Origin of the sequence: Mesorhizobium sp. WSM1293, from assembly GCF_000513875.1 — a bacterium.
Taxonomy (GTDB): Bacteria; Pseudomonadota; Alphaproteobacteria; order Rhizobiales; family Rhizobiaceae; genus Mesorhizobium; species Mesorhizobium ciceri.
Genome location: NZ_AZUV01000004.1, coordinates 235,819 through 257,421 on the forward strand (window position 1 = coordinate 235,819; position 21,603 = coordinate 257,421).

At 63.3% G+C, this 21,603-nt stretch carries 22 protein-coding genes and 1 tRNA gene; 13 read left to right on the forward strand and 10 right to left on the reverse strand.

Annotated elements, in window-relative coordinates:
- Window positions 1-3 precede the first annotated feature (3 nt).
- Window positions 4-357, reverse strand: a complete 354-nt coding sequence (gene rnpA, locus M729_RS0106670) for a ribonuclease P protein component (RefSeq protein WP_013528505.1) — start codon at window positions 355-357, stop codon at window positions 4-6.
- Window positions 358-373: 16 nt separating this feature from the next.
- On the reverse strand, window positions 374-508 hold the full coding sequence (gene rpmH / locus M729_RS1000000136955) for a 50S ribosomal protein L34 (RefSeq protein WP_008833937.1): 135 nt from the start codon (window positions 506-508) through the stop codon (window positions 374-376).
- Between the two features lie 278 nt (window positions 509-786).
- On the opposite strand from rpmH, the gene M729_RS0106680 reads away from it, so the two are divergent.
- Both M729_RS0106680 and M729_RS0106685 read left to right on the forward strand, forming a co-directional pair.
- Window positions 787-2,289, forward strand: a complete 1,503-nt coding sequence (locus M729_RS0106680) for a HAMP domain-containing sensor histidine kinase (protein ID WP_027161119.1) — start codon at window positions 787-789, stop codon at window positions 2,287-2,289.
- 322 nt (window positions 2,290-2,611) lie between these two features.
- A tRNA-Arg gene (locus M729_RS0106685) sits at window positions 2,612-2,688 on the forward strand.
- A gap of 369 nt (window positions 2,689-3,057) precedes the next feature.
- On the opposite strand, the gene M729_RS0106690 is transcribed toward M729_RS0106685, so the two are convergent.
- The 3 genes from M729_RS0106690 to M729_RS0106700 form a co-directional block, all read right to left on the reverse strand.
- Window positions 3,058-3,528 (reverse strand): cyclophilin-like fold protein, encoded by a 471-nt coding sequence (locus M729_RS0106690; RefSeq protein WP_024502099.1) that lies wholly within the window; start codon window positions 3,526-3,528, stop codon window positions 3,058-3,060.
- Between the two features lie 74 nt (window positions 3,529-3,602).
- On the reverse strand, window positions 3,603-4,697 hold the full coding sequence (locus M729_RS0106695) for an alpha/beta hydrolase (RefSeq protein WP_027161120.1): 1,095 nt from the start codon (window positions 4,695-4,697) through the stop codon (window positions 3,603-3,605).
- Complete coding sequence (locus M729_RS0106700; RefSeq protein ID WP_245267547.1) at window positions 4,688-6,082, reverse strand: MFS transporter; 1,395 nt, start codon at window positions 6,080-6,082, stop codon at window positions 4,688-4,690. The genes M729_RS0106695 and M729_RS0106700 overlap by 10 nt, the downstream gene beginning before the upstream one ends.
- On the opposite strand from M729_RS0106700, the gene M729_RS0106705 reads away from it, so the two are divergent.
- Both M729_RS0106705 and M729_RS0106710 read left to right on the forward strand, forming a co-directional pair.
- The gene (locus M729_RS0106705) at window positions 6,081-6,974 is read left to right on the forward strand and encodes a LysR family transcriptional regulator (RefSeq protein ID WP_027161121.1); all 894 of its coding nucleotides are present in this window, start codon (window positions 6,081-6,083) and stop codon (window positions 6,972-6,974) included. The genes M729_RS0106700 and M729_RS0106705 overlap by 2 nt on opposite strands.
- 277 nt (window positions 6,975-7,251) lie before the next feature.
- Window positions 7,252-8,010, forward strand: a complete 759-nt coding sequence (locus M729_RS0106710; protein ID WP_027161122.1) for an SDR family NAD(P)-dependent oxidoreductase — start codon at window positions 7,252-7,254, stop codon at window positions 8,008-8,010.
- A gap of 28 nt (window positions 8,011-8,038) precedes the next feature.
- On the opposite strand, the gene M729_RS0106715 is transcribed toward M729_RS0106710, so the two are convergent.
- Both M729_RS0106715 and M729_RS0106720 read right to left on the reverse strand, forming a co-directional pair.
- Entirely contained in the window at window positions 8,039-8,608 is a 570-nt protein-coding gene (locus M729_RS0106715; RefSeq protein ID WP_027161123.1) for a TMEM175 family protein, read from the reverse strand.
- 125 nt (window positions 8,609-8,733) lie between these two features.
- The gene (locus tag M729_RS0106720) at window positions 8,734-9,435 is read right to left on the reverse strand and encodes a GntR family transcriptional regulator (protein WP_027161124.1); all 702 of its coding nucleotides are present in this window, start codon (window positions 9,433-9,435) and stop codon (window positions 8,734-8,736) included.
- 230 nt (window positions 9,436-9,665) lie between these two features.
- Between M729_RS0106720 and M729_RS0106725 the strand changes: the two genes are divergently transcribed.
- The 9 genes from M729_RS0106725 (at window position 9,666) to M729_RS0106765 (ending at window position 18,655) form a co-directional block, all read left to right on the forward strand.
- Entirely contained in the window at window positions 9,666-10,706 is a 1,041-nt protein-coding gene (locus M729_RS0106725; protein ID WP_027161125.1) for an ABC transporter substrate-binding protein, read from the forward strand.
- A gap of 82 nt (window positions 10,707-10,788) precedes the next feature.
- Window positions 10,789-11,871, forward strand: a complete 1,083-nt coding sequence (locus M729_RS0106730; protein WP_013528516.1) for an ABC transporter ATP-binding protein — start codon at window positions 10,789-10,791, stop codon at window positions 11,869-11,871.
- The gene (locus M729_RS0106735) at window positions 11,871-12,797 is read left to right on the forward strand and encodes an ABC transporter permease (protein ID WP_027161126.1); all 927 of its coding nucleotides are present in this window, start codon (window positions 11,871-11,873) and stop codon (window positions 12,795-12,797) included. Before M729_RS0106730 ends, M729_RS0106735 begins: the two co-directional genes overlap by 1 nt.
- On the forward strand, window positions 12,794-13,594 hold the full coding sequence (locus M729_RS0106740) for an ABC transporter permease (protein ID WP_027161127.1): 801 nt from the start codon (window positions 12,794-12,796) through the stop codon (window positions 13,592-13,594). The genes M729_RS0106735 and M729_RS0106740 overlap by 4 nt, the downstream gene beginning before the upstream one ends.
- Before the next feature lie 64 nt (window positions 13,595-13,658).
- A complete protein-coding gene (ggt, locus tag M729_RS0106745; RefSeq protein WP_013528519.1) occupies window positions 13,659-15,245 on the forward strand; it encodes a gamma-glutamyltransferase in 1,587 nt (528 codons plus the stop codon).
- A gap of 88 nt (window positions 15,246-15,333) precedes the next feature.
- Complete coding sequence (locus tag M729_RS0106750; RefSeq protein WP_027161128.1) at window positions 15,334-16,860, forward strand: acyl--CoA ligase; 1,527 nt, start codon at window positions 15,334-15,336, stop codon at window positions 16,858-16,860.
- A gap of 2 nt (window positions 16,861-16,862) precedes the next feature.
- A complete protein-coding gene (locus M729_RS0106755; protein ID WP_013528521.1) occupies window positions 16,863-17,843 on the forward strand; it encodes a 2-dehydropantoate 2-reductase in 981 nt (326 codons plus the stop codon).
- A gap of 90 nt (window positions 17,844-17,933) precedes the next feature.
- On the forward strand, window positions 17,934-18,317 hold the full coding sequence (locus tag M729_RS0106760) for a VOC family protein (RefSeq protein WP_027161129.1): 384 nt from the start codon (window positions 17,934-17,936) through the stop codon (window positions 18,315-18,317).
- A 104-nt stretch (window positions 18,318-18,421) separates the two neighbouring features.
- Entirely contained in the window at window positions 18,422-18,655 is a 234-nt protein-coding gene (locus tag M729_RS0106765; protein ID WP_024502111.1) for a hypothetical protein, read from the forward strand.
- Between the two features lie 78 nt (window positions 18,656-18,733).
- Here the strand turns inward: M729_RS0106765 and M729_RS0106770 are convergent, their stop codons facing one another.
- The 3 genes from M729_RS0106770 to M729_RS0106780 form a co-directional block, all read right to left on the reverse strand.
- Window positions 18,734-19,792: an aminopeptidase gene (locus M729_RS0106770; protein WP_027161130.1), complete on the reverse strand. Its 1,059-nt coding sequence runs from the start codon at window positions 19,790-19,792 to the stop codon at window positions 18,734-18,736.
- Window positions 19,793-19,883: 91 nt separating this feature from the next.
- Complete coding sequence (locus M729_RS01000000134715) at window positions 19,884-20,354, reverse strand: methyltransferase domain-containing protein (RefSeq protein WP_245267543.1); 471 nt, start codon at window positions 20,352-20,354, stop codon at window positions 19,884-19,886.
- A 274-nt stretch (window positions 20,355-20,628) separates the two neighbouring features.
- Complete coding sequence (locus tag M729_RS0106780; protein ID WP_024502115.1) at window positions 20,629-21,600, reverse strand: branched-chain amino acid ABC transporter permease; 972 nt, start codon at window positions 21,598-21,600, stop codon at window positions 20,629-20,631.
- Between the last annotated feature and the right edge of the window lie 3 nt (window positions 21,601-21,603).

A 21,603-nucleotide genomic window follows, 5' to 3' on the forward strand; every position in this document is an offset into this window, starting at 1 on the left:
GGCCTATCGTGTTCCGCGCAGTCGGCGGGAGAGTTCGGCCTTCAACTGGCCGAACGGAGTGGTAAGCACGTCTTCGCGCCCGACGATGACATAGTCATTGCCAGGCGCCATGTCACTTGCCGCATGCGTACGGACGGCTTCTCGCAGCCGCCGCCGGACGCGGTTGCGGACAACCGCATTGCCGACCTTCTTGGTGACGGTGTAGCCGACGCGCGGCGACAGGCCGTCGCCGCGGTCGAGAACTTCGACGAGAAAAAGCCGCCCGCGTCGTTTTTCACCACGACGGACAGCCAGGAATTCCGCGCGCTTCAGAAGCCGCTTGGGATTTGGTCCCACTGGCTTGCCGGATGCGGGCAACGATCTCGTCTTCCGTTCAGGCGCTGAGCCGCTTGCGACCGCGGTTGCGGCGAGCTGCGACGACGCCGCGACCACCCTTGGTGGCCATGCGGGCACGAAAGCCGTGCCGACGTTTGCGGACGAGTTTGGACGGTTGGTAGGTACGCTTCATTTGTTTTAATACCGCGGGGTGCGGCCCTTCTTGATTCTGTCACTGTGTAACAGGAGCTTTGCCGGGCCGGCTTTGGCGCGATCGAAACCGCGCCGGGACGAATGGCCCGAGCGTGTGCGGGCTTATAGAAAGAAGGCTTTTGGAAGTCAATCCGGAGTCGTCGGGCCGAAAGCTTCGCCATTCAGGCCGGTTTATGTTTGCGACCAAGGATGAAATTGGCAAAAAAGCCGTAATCGCCTAATCTGCGTTGATCAAGTGATCGTGAAGACATTAGCCGCATGAGCGAAACCATACAGGCACAGGAAGGGATTGGCACGGCGGGGTCCACCGAGGCGCCGGCCAGCGTGCGCACGGTTCCGCTGTCGCGCGGCCTGTCGACCAAGCTGCTGCTACTGACCATCGTCTTCGTGCTGCTGGCCGAAGTGCTGATCTTCCTGCCCTGGATCGCCAGCTACCGGCTGAACTGGCTGAAGGAGCGGCTGAGCACGGCGGCGGCGGTGTCGATCGTGCTGGTGCAGGGTGAACCCACCTCGCTGTCGCGCACGGCGCAGAACGACGTGCTGATGGCGATCGGCGCCAAGGCGATCGCGGTGCGCGACGGCGGCGTCTCGCGGCTGCTGGTGGTGGCCGAAATGCCGCCGAAGGTCGACGAACACATCGATATCGCCTCGATCGGCATGATCAAGGGCATGACCGGCGCGCTCGACACGTTGTTTTTCGGCGGCGACCGTATGCTGCGCGTCTTCGGTCCGGTCGGCGAGTCCGACAAGGAGTTCGAGCTGATCATGCCCGACAACAGCCTGCGCAACGCGATGCTGCGCTATTCGCGCAACGTCGCCTTCGTCTCGCTGCTGATCTCGCTGTTCACCGCCATGCTGGTCTACGCCGCCATCGACCTGATCATGATCGGGCCGATCCGGACGATGACGCGCTCGATGCTGTCTTTCTCCGAAGCCCCTGACGATCCCGGGCGGATCATCCATCCGGCTGCCCGCGCCGACGAGATCGGCGTTGCCGAGCGCGAGCTGTCGCAGATGCAGGAACGGCTGCAAAAAATGCTCTCCGAGCAGAAGCATCTTGCCGATCTCGGCCTGGCGGTTTCCAAAATCAACCATGACATGCGCAACATCCTGGCTTCGGCGCAGCTGATGTCGGACCGCTTGCGTCAGGTCAAGGATCCGACGGTGCAGGCCTTCGCGCCGAAACTGCTGCGCGCGCTCGACCGCGCCGTGTCTTATTCCGAAGGCGTGCTTCACTACGGCCGCACGCAGGAGCCGCCGCCGGCGCGCCGACGCCTGAGGCTGCGGCAACTGGTCGAGGACGTGCATGGCCTGCTTGACATCGAGCAAGGCATCGAGTTCGTCAATTCGGTTGAGCCGGCCTTCGAGGTCGATGCCGATTCCGACCAGTTGTTCAGGGTGCTGACCAATCTGTGCCGGAATTCCGTGCAGGCGATGGCGACCGACAGTGAAAGCGCCCTGGTGCGCCGCCTGGCGGTGTCGGCCGTGCGCCTGGGCAGCGTCAGCCGCATCGCCGTCAGCGACACCGGCCCCGGCCTGCCGCCCAAGGCGCGGGAAAACCTGTTCGCGGCCTTTCGCGGCTCGGCGCGCAGCGGCGGCACCGGCCTTGGCCTGGCGATCGCGCACGAACTGATCCGCGCGCATGGCGGCACGGTCGAGCTGGTCGAGAGCATTGGCGGGCGCACCACATTCGCCGTCACCATCCCCGACCAGCCGGTCCGGCTCGACCAGGCCCGCAACGGCCTGCGCCGCCCGGCGTGAGGTTCTTGACCGGTTTCCGCTTGGCAACACCTAGCTTTTCGGTCTCACCCCTTCCTTCCAGAAACATGTCGCCCGCGAAACGGCCTTTTGCCCTGAGAGGCGGCATGCATGGAAAGCGCATCGTCTGAACCACCCAGACACGATGCGCTTTGGTTGTTTTGAGGCGCCGAGAAGCGAGCTGTCATTGCCGGATGACACGCCTGCGACAAAACTTTTACCGGATCGGCTTGCTTTTCGGAAATTCAGTCGCTAGGGAACACGTCTCGTCGCGACCGGTCGTTCACGATCGGATCGCGGGGTCATGGAAAGCATGGCCTGTTGCGCGCCCGTAGCTCAGCTGGATAGAGCACCAGACTACGAATCTGGGGGTCAGGAGTTCGAATCTCTTCGGGCGCGCCAAAACCATTCATCGTTTCTATGCGACGATATAGCTGCCGAATTGGTGCCTACGCGACGAGCGGGGAATAGCCTGCGAGCGAAAAAGCGTAGAAACGGCGGCGTTAGGCAGTAAAGAGTTCGAATCTCTTCAGATTGGCGGAGTTCCGACGCGGTCGGGGCGGAGCTCCAAGCGGTGATTGGCGATGTGGATGGTGCCGACGACGATCTAACAGCGATCTCCCGATAGGCGAGCATCATTTGTATCAGATCATGGATCGAGGTCAGCAGGCGCTCATGCCACTTGGTCGGCGTGCGTCAGTCACTCGAAACCTGCTTCGGTTTTGTCCGGCATCCGCGGCATTGTCCCCGTGCGCAGCGGCCTTCCCGGGTTCAGGAAAGCATTTCGACGCGCAGCGGATGTTCTCCGCGCGTCAGAAGGGGCGCCGGGCCCTGGTCCAGTCGCCCGAGCCGGATCAGGCCGCGCGACCAGCGGTAGGGACCATGAAACATCGCCAGATTGCCCCAGGGGGCGTAGTAGCAGAGATCGCCAGTCGCCTCGTTGCCGAAGCGACCGCTGCCTTCCTCGGTGAGCTTGCGCGGCAGGTAGGCGATCTTCTCGTTGGTCGAATAGTCGTCGATCGTCAGATCCAGCGGCAGGATCGAGACCAGATCGTGCGCGGAAGGATTGTCCTCCAGCGTCGCCGTGAAATCCTGATCCCCGAAGATGAATCTAAGGCGCATGGTGGCTCCTTTCCTATCCGTGGCTGCGTCGGTCTGAGAGCGCACCGAAGAGGGGAGCGCGAGGCTGGCAGCACCTGCCAGCAAGGTGCGGCGTGAAAGCCATACGGCGGCGCGTGTCATTTAAAGTCTCCCGGTCGGTGCGGCCATGTCCATCGTTCCTGCACACGGCCGCACCCTTCGACGATACGACCTGGTCAGGCAGCGAGATGCTGATTGAAGAAGCTGGTCAGCTTGTCGAACGGGATCACGTTCACCTTGTCGTAAAGATCGGTGTGGCTGGCGCCTGGAATGATCATGAGTTCCTTCGGCTCCGCCGCTGCCGCGAAGGCGGTTTCGCTGAAGTAGCGCGAATGGGCCTTTTCGCCATGGATGAACAGGATCGGGCGCGGCGAGATTTCAGCGATGTAGGTCAGGATCGGCATATTCATGAACGACAGCGGCGTGGTCTGCGTCCAGGAATTGCCTGAGTTGACCGCGCGCGCATGGTAGCCGCGCGGCGTCCTGTAATAGTCATGGTAGTCGACCAGGAACTGCGCCTCGCCGCCGTGCAGGTCGTTGTAGGGTGGTTGATAGGCTGGCGCGCCGTTTTCCGCATCCGTCCAACGCTGCCGACCCAGTTGCTCCAATGTCTGTGCGCGCTGTTCGGGGGTCACGCTGTCGTTGTAGCCCTTCGACATAACACGGGTCATGTCGTACATGGTGCTCGCCACCACGGCCTTGACGCGCTTGTCTGCGGCGACGGCATTCAAAGCCATGCCGCCCCAGCCGCAGATGCCGATGACGCCGATGCGCTCACGGTCGACGGCGGCGTGCAGGCCGAGATAGTCGACGGCCGCGCTGAAATCCTCGGTGTTGATGTCCGGCGAAGCGAGATTGCGCGGCTCGCCGCCGCTTTCGCCGGTGTAGGACGGATCGAAAGCCAGTGCGACGAAGCCGCGCTCGGCCATCGTCTGCGCGTAAAGGCCAGAGGATTGTTCCTTAACAGCGCCGAACGGACCGCCGACGGCAAGCGCCGGCAGACGTCCGCCGGCCCGGTCCTTCGGCAGATAGAGATCACCCGACAGTGTGATGCCGTAGCGGTTCTTGAATGTGATCTTCTCGTGATCGATCTTATCGCTGAGCGGAAAGACCTTATCCCATTGCTTTGACATATTCTGAGCCTTTGCTTTGAAGGGGTTGGATATTGAAACTGCACCGAAGGCGGCGACGCCTGCGCCGGTCAACTTCAACAGTTCGCGCCGGTGGATGACGCTTGCCGAATTTTTCGTGTCAGGGGTATTCATGGGCATTTCCGATCTCCTGTTGGTATGAATTGGGATTGGGCAGTTCGTTGAACGAACGTCAGTGCGGGGCGTCCGGGCTTCAGCAACCGCCGGCCATTGCCGATCAGGGCGATTGCAAGGCCGGCGAGAACCACGCTGCCGGCGAAGGTCGCGAAGACCGTCATGCCATCCAGCAGCAGCCCGCCGACCACGGCACCGAGCAGGATCGACGCCTGGATGGCTGCGACCATCAGGCTTCCGGCGGCTTCCGGCGCATCGTCCGCGTTTTGGGACATCCACGTCATCCAGATCACAGACATTGCGGTGTTCGCCGCGCCCCAGAGAGCAAGGAAGAGGCCGGCGGCGGCTACCGAACCGCCGAGAAGCAGGAGCCCCAGCGTGCAGCCGCCCATCAGCAGCGCGGGCAACCGCAGCAGCGGTGCGACATTGCCGCTCACGAAACGCCCTGCCGCCCATGTTCCGAGGAAGCCCGCACAGCCCAGTACAAGCAACAGGATCGAGAGCGTCCCCACGTTGACGCCCGTCACCTGCTCCAGGAAGGGGCGCAGATAGGTGAACATGGTGAAGGCCGAGCCCCAGGATAACATCGAGGCAATAAGGCCGCGCAGGAAATGGGGGCGCTTCAGCAGGCCGAACATCGTCCGGAAATCCTGCCGCTGGCGCGCGGGCAACGACGGCAGCGCGATCAAGTGCCAGACGAGGTTGATGGCGACGATTGGCGTCAGCGCCCAGAACACCGCGCGCCAGCCGAACACGGCGCCGAGATAGCTGCCGATCGGCGCGGCGAAGGCCGCAGCGATCGCCTGTCCGCCATACATCAAGGCGAGCGCGCGCGGCACATCCCTTTCAGGGACCAGCCGCATGATGACGGCGGTGGCCAGTGCCCAGAAGCCGCCGATGCAGATGCCCAACAGGCCTCGACCGAGCATCAGCACGGAGAAATTCGGGGCCGCCGCAACCAGAACCAGTGACAACAGCATGAAAGCCGTCATCGCGACCAGAACCCATTTGCGGTTCAGCGTTCCAGCGGCAGTGGTGATGACCATGCTCGCCGCTATGGCGAAAAGACCGCTGATCGAGATCGCCTGTCCGGTCTGTCCCTCAGTTGCGCGCAATCCTTCGGCCATGGGGGTGAGCAGGCTGACCGGCATGAATTCCGAGGCGATCAGCATTGCCACACACAGTGCCATCGAAAGAACCGCGCCCCAGGCGGCGTCCGGTTTGCTATCCGCATCGGTTGCGGCGGCAATCGCCATGTCGTTTGCTCCTGCTGAATTGTTGCAACGCAAAACTAGTGGCTTTGCCATAAAGCGATTAGCCATCGAAATTCGCATGAACCAATCGACCACATCGAATAATGTGCTGCGGCATGGCAAACGAGAGAAGCTCATGGCCAAAACCGACCTCAATCAACTGACGTGGTTTCAGGCCGTCGCCGAGGAGCGCAGCTTCACCAAGGCGGCGGCAAAGCTCGGCGTCGCGCAGTCGACGCTCAGTCACAGGATCAAGCAGCTCGAAGCGCAAATGGGCATACGCCTCCTGACCCGCACCACGCGCAATGTCGCGACGACCGCCGCAGGCGAGCGGCTGTTACAGACGATCGCCCCGCGCATCGGCGAAATCGAGGATGAGATCGCCGCGTTGATGGCGTTTCGTGAAAAACCCTCGGGCTCGATCAGGCTGACGCTGTCCGACCACGCGCTTGAAAGCGTGGTTTGGCCCAAGCTGAAGCCGATCCTCAGCGCCTATCCCGATATCGGTGTCGAACTGATCCTGGACAGCACGTTCCGCAACATCGTCGAGGAGGGCTTCGACGCGGGCGTCCGGTTGGGAGAGAGCGTCGAGAAGGACATGATCGCGGTCCGAATTGGTCCGGACTGGCGTTTGGTGGCGGTGGCTTCTCCCGACTATTTCGCCGCGCGTGGTGTGCCTGAGCACCCACAGGACCTGATCCGCCACGTCTGCATCAACATGCGTCACGAGACCGCCGGCGGTCTTTATGCATGGGAGTTCGAGAAGGATGGGCAGGCGTTGCGCGTCCGGGTAAACGGCCAGCTGACCTTCAACAATTCCTACGCCATGATCGACGCAGCCGTGCACCGTTACGGCATCGCCTATGTGCCCGAGAACATCGTGGAGCGGCACATCGCCTCGGGCCTGCTGGTGCAGGTCCTCGACGATTGGTCGCCCTTCTTCGACGGCTATTTCCTCTATTATCCGAGCCGTCGTCAGAATCTTCCCGCGTTCAAGGTCATCGTCGACGCGCTACGACATCGGAATTGAGACAAGAGGATCTAATCCGCGCGATTGACTGCACGCCGAGCCCGTTTCGCCCCGCTCGCATAGCACCCACCTGCGGAAGACACGGTATTTTCCGGATCTCGGGCATCAAGATCGTCCTTGCCACGCCCGCTCTATCGCCACGCCTCGTTCGTCTCGTCTTCGCACGTCGAGAACGCAAAGCGGGGCGGGATGTTGCAGAGCAAATCTTCGCAGCGTCATCACCCCAATGTGCGTGGTAAGACCGCGACAGGCGCAAGCAGCGGAGCCTGATTTGACCATGACCTCTACCCCCATCAAGCGCGCTTTGATCACCGGGGCCGGAGCGGCCGACGGCATCGGTTTCGCCATTGCCCGCCAGCTCGGCCATGCCGGCCATGCCGTTTTTCTCACCGGTGCCAGTGGGCGTGTGCTCGATCGCGCCGTTGAGCTCCGTGCAGAAGGCATCGACGCCAAGGCCGTGGTCGCCGATCTCACCATCGCTGCCGATGTCGCGCGGCTGCGAGCCAATGTCGGCGCGGTCGACATCCTGGTCAACAATGCCGGCATGGGCTCGCTGGCATCGCCATCGGTCGACAAGGCGTTTCTCGCCATGACCGAGGCCGACTGGGATCAGGGGATCGACGTCAGCCTGAAGACGGCATTCCTCGTCACCAAGGCGTTTCTGCCGGCGATGGTCGAAGCGGGCTATGGGCGTATCGTCAATGTGGCGTCGGTCACCGGACCGCTGGTGTCTTTCGAAGGCACATCAGCCTATTCCGCCGCCAAGGCCGGCATGGTCGGCCTGACACGCACGCTGGCGCTCGAAGTGGCGAAAAACGGCATCACGGCCAACGCCGTGGCTCCCGGCTGGATCGAAACAGGGTCGTCGAGCGAGATGGAGCGGCAAGCCGCCCTGAATACGCCGCCGGCGCGGGCCGGGCGACCGGATGAGGTGGCCGCCGCGGTCGTGTTCCTGGCCTCGGAAGGCGCCAGCTATGTCAACGGCGCCCTGCTGGTGGTCGATGGCGGCAACAGCCTTCAGGAGCGCAAGGGCTGAAGCCGCCCAACGCGTCGGGTGCGAGAATTCAGCCTTTGCCCGAGCTTTTGCCTGCCCCCGGCGCTTCCGGCCTGAGATAGACGGCCAAGCAGCAGCAACAGATCGCCAAGCCCGCGACTGGATATTTCAGGGCGACCAGCCCCGCCAGCGCGAATAGGCAGAGCGTCGCGAGCGACCGGATGCGCATGCGCTTGCGCACCGCGAGCGGAACCGCGTTCTCCGGCATCGGGTCGATGAGTTCGCGGATCAGAAGAATGTAGGTCAGGTTCACCAGGAAGAAGACGGCGGCATAGAAGGCGACCGGCTGCGGCGCCAGCTCGCTGACCGCCATCCACGCGGTCGCCAGCGGCAGCAGCGAAACCGAGAACAGATGTGCGAAATTGTACCACATCAGGCTGGCTGTCGCCTCCCTGGCGTGGCGTAACAGATGATGATGGTTCGCCCAGACGATGGCGATGAAGAGATAGCTGACGCTGTAGCTCAGCCATGTCGGCCAGAGCTCCAGAAGCGCCTTGAACGTCGGCAACTCCGGCGGGCGCAAGTCGAGGACCAGCACCGTGATGAGGACGGCGAACACGCCATCCGAAAATGCGCTCAACCGATCGAGCCCTGTCGAGGGAAGCACTGGACCGTCCTCGTCGCAGTTCGTGAGACATATAGTAGTGCTGTCGATAGCAATATCCATATGCCGCTCGGACCATCTGACGCCGCCACCAGCGCCGCTCAGGACGCCTTGGCCAGAAAACTCTGGTAGTCCGATTTCGCCTGCAGCAGGCGCAGCACATTGTCGCGCGAGCCCCTTACGTGGGCGCGGGCCAGCGTGCCGGCTCGGGCGGCATCGCCGGCGCAGATCGCCTCGACGATCTCGGCATGCTCGTCGCGGGCGATCTTCCATTCGTCGAGCCACAACAGTTCGGTCCAGACATAGTGCTGGCACTTGTCGAGGATGCCGCACAGCATGCCATGCAGCATCGCATTGCCGCTGATTTCGGCGATGACGCGGTGCAGGTCGATGCCGACTTCGAGCTCCTGGAATTTTTCGCGCGTGGTGCGCTCCGGAATGGCGGCCAGCCGCTCGCATTCGGCCAGCATGGCACGCAGCCGCGCCTTGTCCTGTTCCGTCGCAGCAGCGGCGGCCAGTTCCGTCGCGTGGCCGTCGAGCAGTTCGCGGATCTCGAAGGCCTCGCGGAACATGTTGATGTCGAACTCGGTGACGACATAGCCCTGGCGCGGCCGGCCGGTGACCAGGCCGTCGCGCTCGAGGCGATTGAAGGCCTCGCGCACCGGCGTGCGGCTGACATTGAGTTTTGCGGCGATGTCGTTCTCGGTGACGCGCGATCCCGGCGGGATCTGGCCGGTCACGATCATCGCCTTGAGCGCGGAATAGACCGAGTCGCGCAGCGTGTTTTTGGTTTCCTTGGCCAAGTTCCGTTTCCAGTTCTCCGGTCTTTCCGCCGGCATATGTTCTCACGCATAGCTGTATTCAAAGTCGGCGCGGTTTGCCACGCCCCGGCGCCCCATCTCCCAGCCCGGGTCGACGACCCCCAGGCGCGCCGATCGGTGTTGACATCGCTGATCCCGAAGCTACACTCAAAATTGTATACAAAATAGCATGCGAAATCAAAAACAATGGGAACACCGGTGGAGAGCCGAAAATGAACAGGACCAGAAGCATCAGCGTTGTCGCGGTGGCCGCCCTCATGGCAGCGGTCGCGGCCCCCGCCGTGGCGGGCGACACCATCACCGTCGCCTCGTGGGGCGGCACCTACCAGGAAGCGCAGACCAAGGCGTTCTTCAAGCCGACAGCCGACGCGCTCGGCATCACCATCAAGGAGGACACCACCAACGGCCTCGACGACGTACGGCTGCAGGTAACCGGCAATGCGGTGAAATGGGACATCACCGAGCTTGGCGCCGACGAATGCGCACGCGGCTCGAAGGAAGGGCTGTTCGAGAAGCTCGACTACGGCATTATCGACAAGAGCGGCATCAATCCGAAGCTTGTCCATGATGACTGGGTCGGCATTTCCTACACCTCCGTCGTGCTGATCTATCGGACTGATGTGTTCGGCGACAAAGGCCCCAAGACCTGGGCCGACTTCTGGAACGTGGAAAAGTTTCCGGGACGGCGCGCGTTGAGCGGCAGCCAGGCGACCGAAACGCTGAGCGTCGCGGCTCTCGCCTCGGGCCTGGCGATCGACAAGGTCTATCCCGTGGATGTCGACGGCGCGCTGAAATCGGTCGACAAGATCCGTGGCCATGTCGACGCCTGGTGGACCTCCGGCGCTCAGGCCATGCAATTGGTCAAGGATGGCGAAGTCGACATGGCGAGCATCTGGAACGGCCGCGCCGGCACCTTGAAGAAGGAAGGCGCGCCGGTCAGTTTCTCCTTCGACCAGGGCGTGCTGACTGCCGACTGCATGGTCATCCCCAAGGGTGCCAAGAACAAGGAAGCCGCGATGAAGGCGCTTGCGATGTTCGTCAGCCCGCAGCTGCAGGCCAATCTGCCGCTCTACGTCGACAATGGCCCAGTAAACGAGAAGGCTTTCGAGACCGGCAAGATCCCGCAGGACAGGATCAAGGACATCAATTCGGCGCCCGAAAACGTCAAGAAACAGGTGCTGCAGGATGCAGAATTCTGGCGCGACAATCTGATCGAGGCGACGGAGAAGTTCAACAATCTGATCCAGCAATAGGCTGCGGACACAAGCTTACGGCGGGCAGCGTAACCAGCCACTGCCTCGCCACCTGTTCTCTGCGGCTAAGGAGCGAAAAATCTTGTCCATTGCGCCATCCGCGTTGCCCATCGGCATGCGCGGGATCGAGAAACGATTTGGCAGCGTGCCGGTGCTGCGCGACCTTAACCTCGATGTCGAGGCCGGCGAATTCCTGACGCTGCTCGGCCCTTCCGGTTCCGGCAAGACGACGCTGCTGATGATCCTGGCCGGTTTCGTGCGGGCCAATGCCGGCTCGATCAGGGTCGGCGGCGACGAGATCATCACCACGCCGCCGCACAAGCGCAACATCGGCATGGTGTTCCAGAACTACGCGCTGTTTCCGCACATGAACGTCTTCCACAACATCGCCTTTCCGCTGAAGCAGCGCGGCGTCGCCGCCGCCGAGACGGCCGAACGTGTCGAGAAGGCGCTCGATCTGGTGAAATTGCAGGGCCTGGGCGAACGCCGGGTCGACCAGCTTTCCGGCGGCCAGCGACAGCGCGTGGCGCTGGCACGCGCCATCGTCTTCGAGCCGCGCATCGTGCTGATGGACGAACCCTTGTCGGCGCTCGACAAGGGCCTGCGCGAGCACATGCAGATCGAGCTGCGCGCCCTGCATCGCCGGCTCGGCATGACCACCGTCTATGTCACGCACGACCAGCGCGAAGCCATCACGATGTCCGACCGCATCGCGGTCATGAACGCCGGGCGCATCGAACAGCTCGACAAGCCTGAAACCCTCTACGCCAGGCCGCAAACGCGATTTGTAGCCGGCTTCATCGGCGAATCGAATTTCATTCCGGTCGAGTGCCGCAACGGCTCCGTCTGGTACGAGGACCGGAGAATCCATACCGCGGCTCCAGTGCCGGCGGCAGGCCAGCACCTGATGGTGGTGCGGCCGGAAAAGCTGCGGCTCCTGGCAGACGCCGAACCGACAAGCGGCGTCAACGTGCTCGAGGCGAAAGTCAGCGACATCATCTATCAGGGCGACAGCTTCGTCTGCTACGCGGCGTTGCGCGACGGCCGCCAGCTGACTTTGCGCGACTACTGCCGCAGCGATGTGCTGGCCAAAATGCCGGCGCCCGGCCAGCCAGTCTCATTCGGTCTCGATGCGCAGGACACGATCCTGGTGGCGGCAGACTGATGAGCGCGCAGCCCGCCCTCATGGAAGAGATCGGCAGCGCCGCAGGCCGGGAGCTCAACACGCAGGGACTTCACGTCGACGCCCGGCGTGAATCACTACGGCTGCTGGCGCTGTTGTCGCCAAGCCTGCTTCTGGTCTTCGCCATCATCATCGTGCCGATCGGCTGGCTGTTCTGGCTGTCGCTGTTCGACGAAGCGGGCGGCTTCAGCGCCGCCAATTATGCGCGATTCTTCGAGCAGGCCTCCTACATCAAGACCTTCGTCACCACCTTCAAGGTCGCCTTCATCGTCACCGGCGCCTGCGTGCTGCTCGGCTATCCCTTGGCCTACATGCTGTCGCAACTGCCGCGGCGGGCGGCGTCGATCTGCCTGATCTTCGTCATCCTGCCGTTCTGGACATCGGTTCTGGTGCGCACCTATGCCTGGCTGGTGATCCTGCAGCGCAAGGGACTGATCAACAGCTGGCTGATCGATCTCGGAATCATCGGCCAGCCGCTATCGCTCGCCAACAATTTTTCCGGCGTCGTCATCGGCATGACGCATATCTTGCTGCCGTTCCTGGTGCTGCCGCTCTACGCTTCGATGAAGACCATCGACACCGACTGCCTGCGCGCCGGCATGAATCTCGGCGCCGGCCCGACTGCCACCTTCCGGCAGATCTTCTTTCCGCTGTCGCTGCCAGGCCTCGCCTCGGGCGTGGTCATCGTCTTCGTGCTCTGCCTGGGCTTCTTCGTCACGCCGGCTTTGATGGGCGGCGGCAAGGTCATCATGTGGGCGATGCGCATGGAACAGACCACCAGCCTCTATTCAAACTGGGGCGCGGGTGCAGCACTGGGCGTGGTGCTGCTGGTGGTGACGCTGGCGCTTCTCGGCCTGTTCCAGTGGCTGCTCGGCGCGCGTGCCACCGGCGTGTGGAGTTCGAGATGAGTAGGGATCTCGGCCTGCCTATCTCGCACCGGCAACGCCTATGGCTCTATTGCCTCGGCGGCCTCGTGCTGCTGTTCCTGATCGCACCGTCGATCATCATCGTCATCATGTCGTTTTCCGATTCGACGCTGCTGCAATTCCCGCCGCAGCAATGGTCGCTGCGCTGGTACCAGGCCTATTTCGGGTCGCTGGAGTGGCGCGATGCCACGATCGTCTCGGTCAAGGTGGCTGTCATGACAGTGCTGGTGGCGACACCGCTCGGCACCGCGGCCGCCTATGCCATCAACCGGGGCACGCTGCGCTTCAACGGCACCATCAACGCGCTGCTGACGGCGTCGCTGATCGTCCCTGTGATCCTGATCGGCATCGGCACCTTCTTCCTCTATGCGCGCATCGGCCTCAACAACACGCTGACCGGCCTGGTCATCGCGCATACGGTGCAGGCGCTGCCGTTGGTGGTGCTGACCGTGCTGTCTGGATTGCGCTCCTACGACATGAACCAGGAGCGCGTGGCGCGCAGCCTTGGCGCCGGCCGCGTCGCCGCCTTCTGGCAGGTGACGATGCCGCAGATCCGCTTCTCGATTGTCTCGGGCGCGCTGTTTGCCTTCATCACCTCCTTCGACGAAGTGGTGGTTTCGCTGTTCATATCGGGCGGCGAGACGACGACATTGACGCGCCGCATGTTCAATGCGCTGCGCGACCAGATCGACCCGACGATCGCCGCCATCTCGACCTGCCTGATTGTTCTGTCGGTCGTGCTGTTGTCGGTTGCGCAGATCTTCGGCCGGCGGCATTGATTTCACCAGATCAATTCGCAGAAGTGACCAATTTGCAGAAGTGACTAGGGGATATTCAGACAGAATGCGTGATTTCCAGTTTCCCGGCCGCTCGCCGGTTCGTGCCACCGAGGCGGTTGCCGCGACCTCGCATCCGCTTGCAACGCTCGCGGCCATCGACATGCTGCGCTCCGGCGGCAATGCCATGGACGCCGCGGTCTGCGCCGCCGCCGTGCAGGGTGTGGTCGAGCCGCAATCGACGGGCATCGGTGGCGACTGCTTCGTGCTTTATTCTCCCGGAGGACAAGGCAATGTGCTGGCCTTCAACGGCTCGGGGCGAGCGCCGGCCAGGGCGACGGTCGGCTGGTATCTCGAAAAAGGCTTCGACCGCATCCCGCTGCAGGGTCCGCATGCGGTCACCGTACCGGGCGCCGTCGACGCCTGGAGCCGCCTGCTCGAAGACCATGGCCGCAAGGGCCTTGCCGAGGCGCTGGCGCCGGCCATTCACTATGCCGAGAACGGCTATGTCGTGCACGACCGCGTCGCCTTCGACTGGGCCGAGCCGGAGACCGACCTGTCGGCCGACGAGCATGCCGCGCGCATCTTCCTGCCCGGCGGCAGGGCGCCGAAGGCGGGTGACGTCCATCGGCAGCCGGAACTGGCGGCGACCTTGCGCATCATCGCCAAACACGGCCGGTCCGGCTTCTACGAAGGCGCGGTCGCCGACGATATGGTGAGCCGGCTTAACGAATTGGGCGGACTTCATACGGCCGAGGATTTCGCCGCGACCAGAGGCGACTATGTGGCGCCGGTCAGCACCTCCTATGGCGGCCATGAGATCCACCAGATGCCGCCGAACAATCAGGGGCTGACGGCGCTTTTGATGCTCAATTTGCTGTCGGGCTTCGAGCTTGGCGGGCTCGACCCCAACGGCGCCGAACGCCTGCATCTGGAGATCGAGGCCGGGCGCCTGGCTTACCGCGACCGCGACCGCTATGTCGGCGACCAGGACCATGTCCCGGTGCCCCTGAAGCAGCTCCTGTCCGGCGCCTATGCCGACCGGCTACGCGCCGAGATCGACCGCGACCGCGCCATGACGCATCTGCCGCGCGTCGAGCTGCCCGGCAGCGACACGGTCTATATCTCCATCGTCGACCGCGACCGCAACGCGGTCTCCTTCATCAACTCGACCTATTATTCGTTCGGCAGTGGCGTCGTCGGCCCGAAGACCGGTATCGTGCTGCAGAACCGTGGTTCGAGCTTCCGCCTCGACCCGGCGCATCCGAACGCGATCGCGCCGGGCAAGCGGCCGATGCACACGATCATGCCGGGCATGGCGACGAAGAACGGCCGCGTGGTGATGCCGTTCGGCGTCATGGGCGGCGGTTACCAGCCGTTTGGCCATGTCCACCTGCTCACCAACATGATCGATTTCGGCATGGACCCGCAGCAGGCACTGGATGCGCCGAGGGTGTTTTACAACGATGACACAGTGGAAGCCGAGCGTGGCGTTCCCACTGATGCAACCGAGGGCCTGCGCCGGCGCGGCCACCGCATCGCCGAACCGCATCATCCGCTTGGCGGCGGGCAAGTGGTGCTGATCGACTGGGAGAAGGGGACGCTGACCGGCGCTTCCGATCCGCGCAAGGATGGTTTGGCGCTTGGCTATTGAGGCGATCCGTTGTCCAATGGCGCCCATATCGAGGCAAGCCCGTCAGAAGGGCTCTCGCCAGTAATCGTTCGAAATCCAGCCGGTGATCATGACCCAAACTGAAACCCACGCAGATCTCTCCCGCCGTCTCGCCGCCGGCGCCGACGACGCCCCCGCCATTCTGGCGCCCGATAGGGCAACGCTCAGCCATGGCGGATTGCGCAGCATGATCGCCGACACGGCAAAACAGCTGCATGCGCGCGGCATCGGCCGCGGCGACAGGGTGGCGATCGTGCTGCCGAACGGGCCCGAGATGGCCACCGCCTTCGTCGCCGTGGCGGCCGCCGCCTCTACGGCGCCGCTCAACCCCGCCTACCGGGCCGACGAGCTCGATTTCTACCTGACCGACATCGGCGCCAAGGCGATCCTTGTCGCGGAGGGTGAGACCGGCCCCGCGGTGACGGTGGCCGAGCGCCTCGGCATCGGCGTGCTGCGGCTCGTCGTGCAGCCTGGCACACCCGCCGGCAGTTTTGCTATCGAGGGCGCGGCGATCGGACCGAAGGCCGCGCCCGACATGGCGCAAGACAGCGACATTGCGCTGCTGCTGCATACCTCCGGCACGACATCGCGTCCAAAACTGGTGCCGCTCAGCCATGCCAACATCGCGGCCTCGGCAGCTCATATCGGCGGCACGCTTGGCCTGACGGCCGATGACCGTTGCCTCAATATCATGCCGCTGTTCCACATTCACGGCCTGATCGCGGCCGTGCTGTCGTCGCTGGCTGCCGGCGGCAGCATCTACTGCACGCCGGGTTTCAACGCGCTGCGCTTCTTCCAGTGGCTGAGCGAGGCGCAGCCGAGCTGGTACACGGCGGTGCCGACCATGCATCAGGCGATCCTGGCCCGCGCGGCACGCAACACCGAGGCGCTGGCGGCGGCGCGCCTGCGCTTCATCCGCTCGTCCTCGGCGTCGCTGCCGGCGCAGGTCATGACTGAGCTGGAAGCGACCTTCGGCTGCCCAGTGATCGAATCCTACGGGATGACCGAGGCGGCTCACCAGATGGCCTCGAACCGGCTGCCGCCGGGCCAGCGCAAGCCCGGCAGCGTTGGTGCCTCCGCCGGGCCGGAGGTGGCTGTGATGGCGCCCGACGGGCGGCTGCTCGATGCAGGCGAGACCGGCGAGATCGTCATCCGCGGGCCCAATGTCACGACGGGCTACGAAAAGAACCCGGATGCCAACGCCACGGCTTTCGCGCATGGCTGGTTCCACACCGGCGACCAGGGCGTGCTGGACGGGGATGGCTATCTCAGGGTCACCGGTCGGCTCAAGGAGATCATCAATCGCGGCGGCGAAAAGATCTCGCCACTCGAGGTCGACGATGTGCTGATGGACCATCCGGCGGTGGCGCAGGTCGTCACCTTCGCCATGCCGCATGGCAAGCTTGGCGAGGAGGTGGCGGCGGCGGTTGTGCTGCGCGAAGGCATCAGCGCCACCGAGGGCGACATCCGCACCTATGCCGCGACGCGGCTTGCCGACTTCAAGGTGCCGCGCAAGATCCTGATCCTGGACGAGATCCCCAAGGGCGCGACCGGCAAATTGCAGCGCATCGGCCTTGCCGCCAAACTCGGGCTTTGACGATGAAGATCACCATCTTCGGCGCCGGTGCGATCGGCGGCTATCTCGCTGCCAAGCTTGCCGCCGCCGGCCGCACCGATCTCTCGATCGTCGCGCGCGGCGCCCATCTGGAAGCGATCAAGGCAGATGGCCTGCGCCTGATCGAGGATGGCCAGGAGACGTCCGTCCCCGTCCGGGCCGCCGCCAAGGCCGAGGAACTTGGCGTGCAGGATTATGTCGTGCTGGCGCTGAAGGCCCATTCCCTCACCCCGGCGCTCGACCAGATCGCACCGCTGCTTGGGGACCACACATCAGTCGTCACCATGCAGAACGGCGTGCCGTGGTGGTATTTCCACGGCGTCGGCGGGCCGCTCGAAGGCACCAGGCTGAACGCGGTCGATCCCGGCGGCGCGATCTGGCAGCGGATTGGACCGGACCGCGTCATCGGCTCGGTCGTCTATCCCGCGGTCGAGGTCGATGCGCCGGGGCTCATCCGCCATGTCGAGGGCAAACGCTTCTCGCTCGGCGAACCCTCGGGCGAGCGCAGCGAACGGGTCACGCTTCTGGCCGAGGAGATGGTCAAGGGCGGCTTGCAGGCGCCGGTGCGCGAAGACATCCGCAGCGAGATCTGGGTAAAACTGTGGGGCAATCTCTCCTTCAACCCGATCTCGGCGCTGACCGGCAGCACGCTTGCCGCGATCGTCGCCGACGAGGGCACCCGCACGCTCGCCCGCACCATGATGCTGGAGGCGCAGGCGATCGGCGAAAGCCTCGGCGTGCGTTTTCCCATCGCGGTCGACCGGCGCATCAAGGGCGCCGGCGATGTCGGCGAGCACAAGACCTCGATGCTGCAGGACCTGGAGCGTGGCCGGCCGATGGAGATCGACGCGCTGGTGAGCGCGGTGCAGGAACTTGGCAGGCTAACGGACAAGCCGACCCCGACCATCGATGCCGTGCTGGCGCTGGTGCGGCGGCTGGCGGTGGAACGCGGGTGTTATGGATAATGGGCTCGGGGTTGATCAGCACCGTGGCGAGGGCGCGACGATCCAGGCCTTGAAGCGCCTTCATCTCCCAGCTTGACCAGGGTTAGCAGCATGCTGAACGCCATTCACCACGTCGCGCTCATCTGCACCGACTACGACCGGTCGCGACGGTTCTACGTCGAACTCCTCGGCCTCGATCTGATCCGGGAGGTTTATCGGGAGGAGCGGCAGTCATGGAAGGCGGATCTGCGGATCGGGTCGGCCCAACTGGAATTGTTCTCCTTCCCTGCACCGGCGATGCGGCCGTCCCACCCAGAGGCTACAGGCCTGAGACATCTGGCATTCGCGGTGGCTAATCTTGATCCCGTGATTATCCGCCTGGAAGCCGCAGGCGTTGCCGTCGAGCCAATCCGGATCGATCCATACACAGACCAACGGTTTACCTTTTTCAGGGACCCGGATGGATTGCCGCTGGAACTCTACGAAGCCCCATAAGGAACGGTTCGCTTTCACGACGGGCGCTTTGTACTGACGGTCTCAGTATCGGCGGACCGCGAATCTGTGCTAAGCGCCGCCCAACCAACCAAAGGACGACACCAATGAGCGAACTGACCGTGGCCGAGGCGACCGAGAGCATCTATGCCTCGCTCCGGGCGGACAATGCCGACATCGACACACATATCGCGGCGCTTAAGGCGGCGCTGACGCGAGAGGGGATCAAACAGGCGGTGTTCGATCCGACCAAGCTGGCGCAGAACAACCGCTCGGGCCGCAAGCTGATGCAGGCTTATTTTCGGCAGCGTGGCGTGAGCGTGACGTTTTCGGACCAGTAGAACCGCGCGCGATCTCAACCGTGTGATGGTTGGTTTCGGACGCATGTTCTCCGACGCTCCGGGCCCTCCCTGGCCGGCTCAATAACAGCTATCCGCCGCCGCAAGGGCTTCGGCACGGTGAGCTTGGTCCAGTGCGCCAATCCGTCGGACCGACGCATAGAACCTGACATAGTCGCCCGAGCACAGATCGAACAGGCGGAGAAACGCGGTCACCCGATCGCTATAGACGGAAGTCGCGGCGAGCTTTGCATTGTTGATCGGGGAAGCGAACCAGGCATCGTATCCCCGGTATCGGCCCCAGCGCCTGTCGCGCATGTGTCGGTAGCGCATCCGCAGCCGTTCGATCGCCGCCGTCTTCGCGGCCAGTTTTTGCTCCGAGGTGCCGGCGTTGGAATAGACTTGCGCCAACTCGTCCCGAGTCCGCGACACCAGCGCAAGAAATTCAGCTTTGCGTCTCCGGGCGGCTTCGTAACGGCGCAATGCTGCGGTATCGCCAGCTGCGCGCAGCCATTTTTTCACGCCGGTCGTTTCGACGGCGACAGCGAACGACTCGTTGAATGCGGAATCGTCGTGCACGTAGACGCGCTGGTGGGCCAGTTCATGGAACACCAGCCCTGCAAGATAGGTTTTATCCTCGCTGAACATCGTGCTCAGCAGCGGGTCACTCGACCAGCCAAGCGTGGAATATGCGGTGATGCCCGTCACATAGACATCCATGCCCTGTCCTTGAAGTTCGGCAGCGGTTTCAATTGCGGACTTCCTGGAGAAATATCCCCGGTAGGGCACGCAGCCGAAAACGGGAAAACACCATGTTCGCGGCGTCAGCGAGAATGCCGGCGCGGCGAAGACGGCCCATGTCACCGAATCTCGACCGATATCGACATAGCTGCGGTAGCTGTTGTTGTCGGGCAGCGCCAGTTCATCCGTTGCGAACTGTCGTATGGCGCTCGCCGATGCCATTCGAGCGCGCAATGCCTTCGGCGTCGAAGGGTCCTCGATCAGTTTTCCGACATCCTGGCGCGCCGTCATGATCCGCAGATGACCCTGCACGGATTGCGCGTAGTAGGAAACACTGGTGCAGCCGGTCGCGCCGGACACCACGATCACAACGGCAACCAATCGAAAGAATGCGCGCATCACGATTTGCCCACAGCAGTGCTCCCGTACCGATCGGGCGATTGTCGCGATTGCCCCAGGTCCCAAGCAGCCGCATCGATTTGATCGAGGTCTATAGCTTTCTAAAGAATCCGGACAGAATATTCGGACCCACTTCGCCAGGGCGCAGTCTGATCCCGTCCTCGAAGCAGTTCAGCGTCATGCATTCGAAGCCGCTGTGTGCGAGGAGTGCCACCAGCGAGTCACGATCGAAGTGGTGGAGGTGCTCGTCGGGAAGACGCATACGCCACGTCCGGAACCAGGCGTCGCCGTCGGCGCCGAGCTCGCGCCAGCGGCAATAAGGGACGGCGACGGCCAGGTAGCGGGCCTTAAGCCGGGCGAGGAAACCCAGATCCGGGATATGCTCAAGCACATCGAACATGGCGACGAGATCCCACGAGCTGGAGAGCGCCTCATCCCAATCGACGAAGCGGACGCCCTTGGGCAGCGGAAACCTGGTTATGTCGCAGCCGGCGCAGTCGGCGACCCCGGTTATTTTCGCGGCTTCGATGAATGTGCCGGTGCCATATCCAATCTCCAACACGGACCGGGGATCTCGCCAGTGATCCCCAGCACCCAGCCGAGTCGCTGATATCCGAGCTTGATGGTCCGGTCACTCAGGTCCTCGTAATAGGAAATGTACTGCTTGTCATACTTGATCGGTTTGGAGTCGACCTGGTGGATCACGCCAAACCCGTCCACCGCGTAGTTGTCCAACATTGGCGTGCGGCCCCCCAGGTTCCGAGTTCCTTACCGGCAGAACTAGGACGCAACCGGACAATCGAGCGGTTAGGTATTCAGCCGCCAGCTTGAACTGCTCAGTCCTTGCCCGCCCGCTTGAAAATCCGCGCATAAAATTCGCCGACGATGCCGCGCCGGAAGATCAGCACGCACACCATGAAGATGAGGCCGGTGGCGATGGTCACCGGAAAGCCGGAAGTGGCAAGCGTGTTTTCCAGGCCAATGACAAGGCTGGCGCCGATGATCGGCCCGACCATGGTGCCGATGCCGCCGAGAAGCGTCATCAGGATCACTTCGCCCGACATCTGCCAGGTGACGTCGGTGAGCGTGGCGAACTGGAAAACGATCGCCTTGAGCGAGCCGGCCAGCCCGGCCAGGGCCGCCGACATGACGAAGGCGCCCAGCTTGTAGTTGGCGACGGAATAGCCCAGCGAAATGGCGCGGTTCTCGTTCTCGCGGATCGAGCGCAGGATCATGCCGAACGGCGAGTTGACGATGCGCCAGATGGCGAAGACGCCGATCAGGAACACCGCCAGCACGAAGTAATACATGTTCAGCGAGACGTTCAGGTCGAGGACGCCAAGCAGCATGCCGCGCGGCACGCCCTGAATGCCGTCCTCGCCTTGCGTGAAGGGCGACTGCACGCAGAAGAAGAAGAACATCTGCGACAGCGCCAGCGTGATCATGGCGAAATAGATGCCTTGCCGGCGAATGGCGAAAAAGCCCATGACAAGGCCGAGCAAGGCCGCACCCGCCATGCCGAGCAGAATGCCGGCTTCCGGCGGCCAGCCCCAGACCTTGACGGCATGCGCGGTGAAGTAGGCGGCGCCGCCGAAGAAGGTGGCGTGGCCGAACGATAAGAGCCCGGTATAGCCGAGCAGAAGATTGAACGCGCAGGCAAACAGCGCGAAACACAGCATCTTCATCAGGAAGATCGGATAGATCAGGAAAGGCGCTACCAGCAGCGCCAGGATGCCGAGCCCGACCAGCATCCATTCCAGCCGTGCCGAGGTTTTGGCCGATGCCTCGCGAAGCGTCAGTTCGGTCATGTC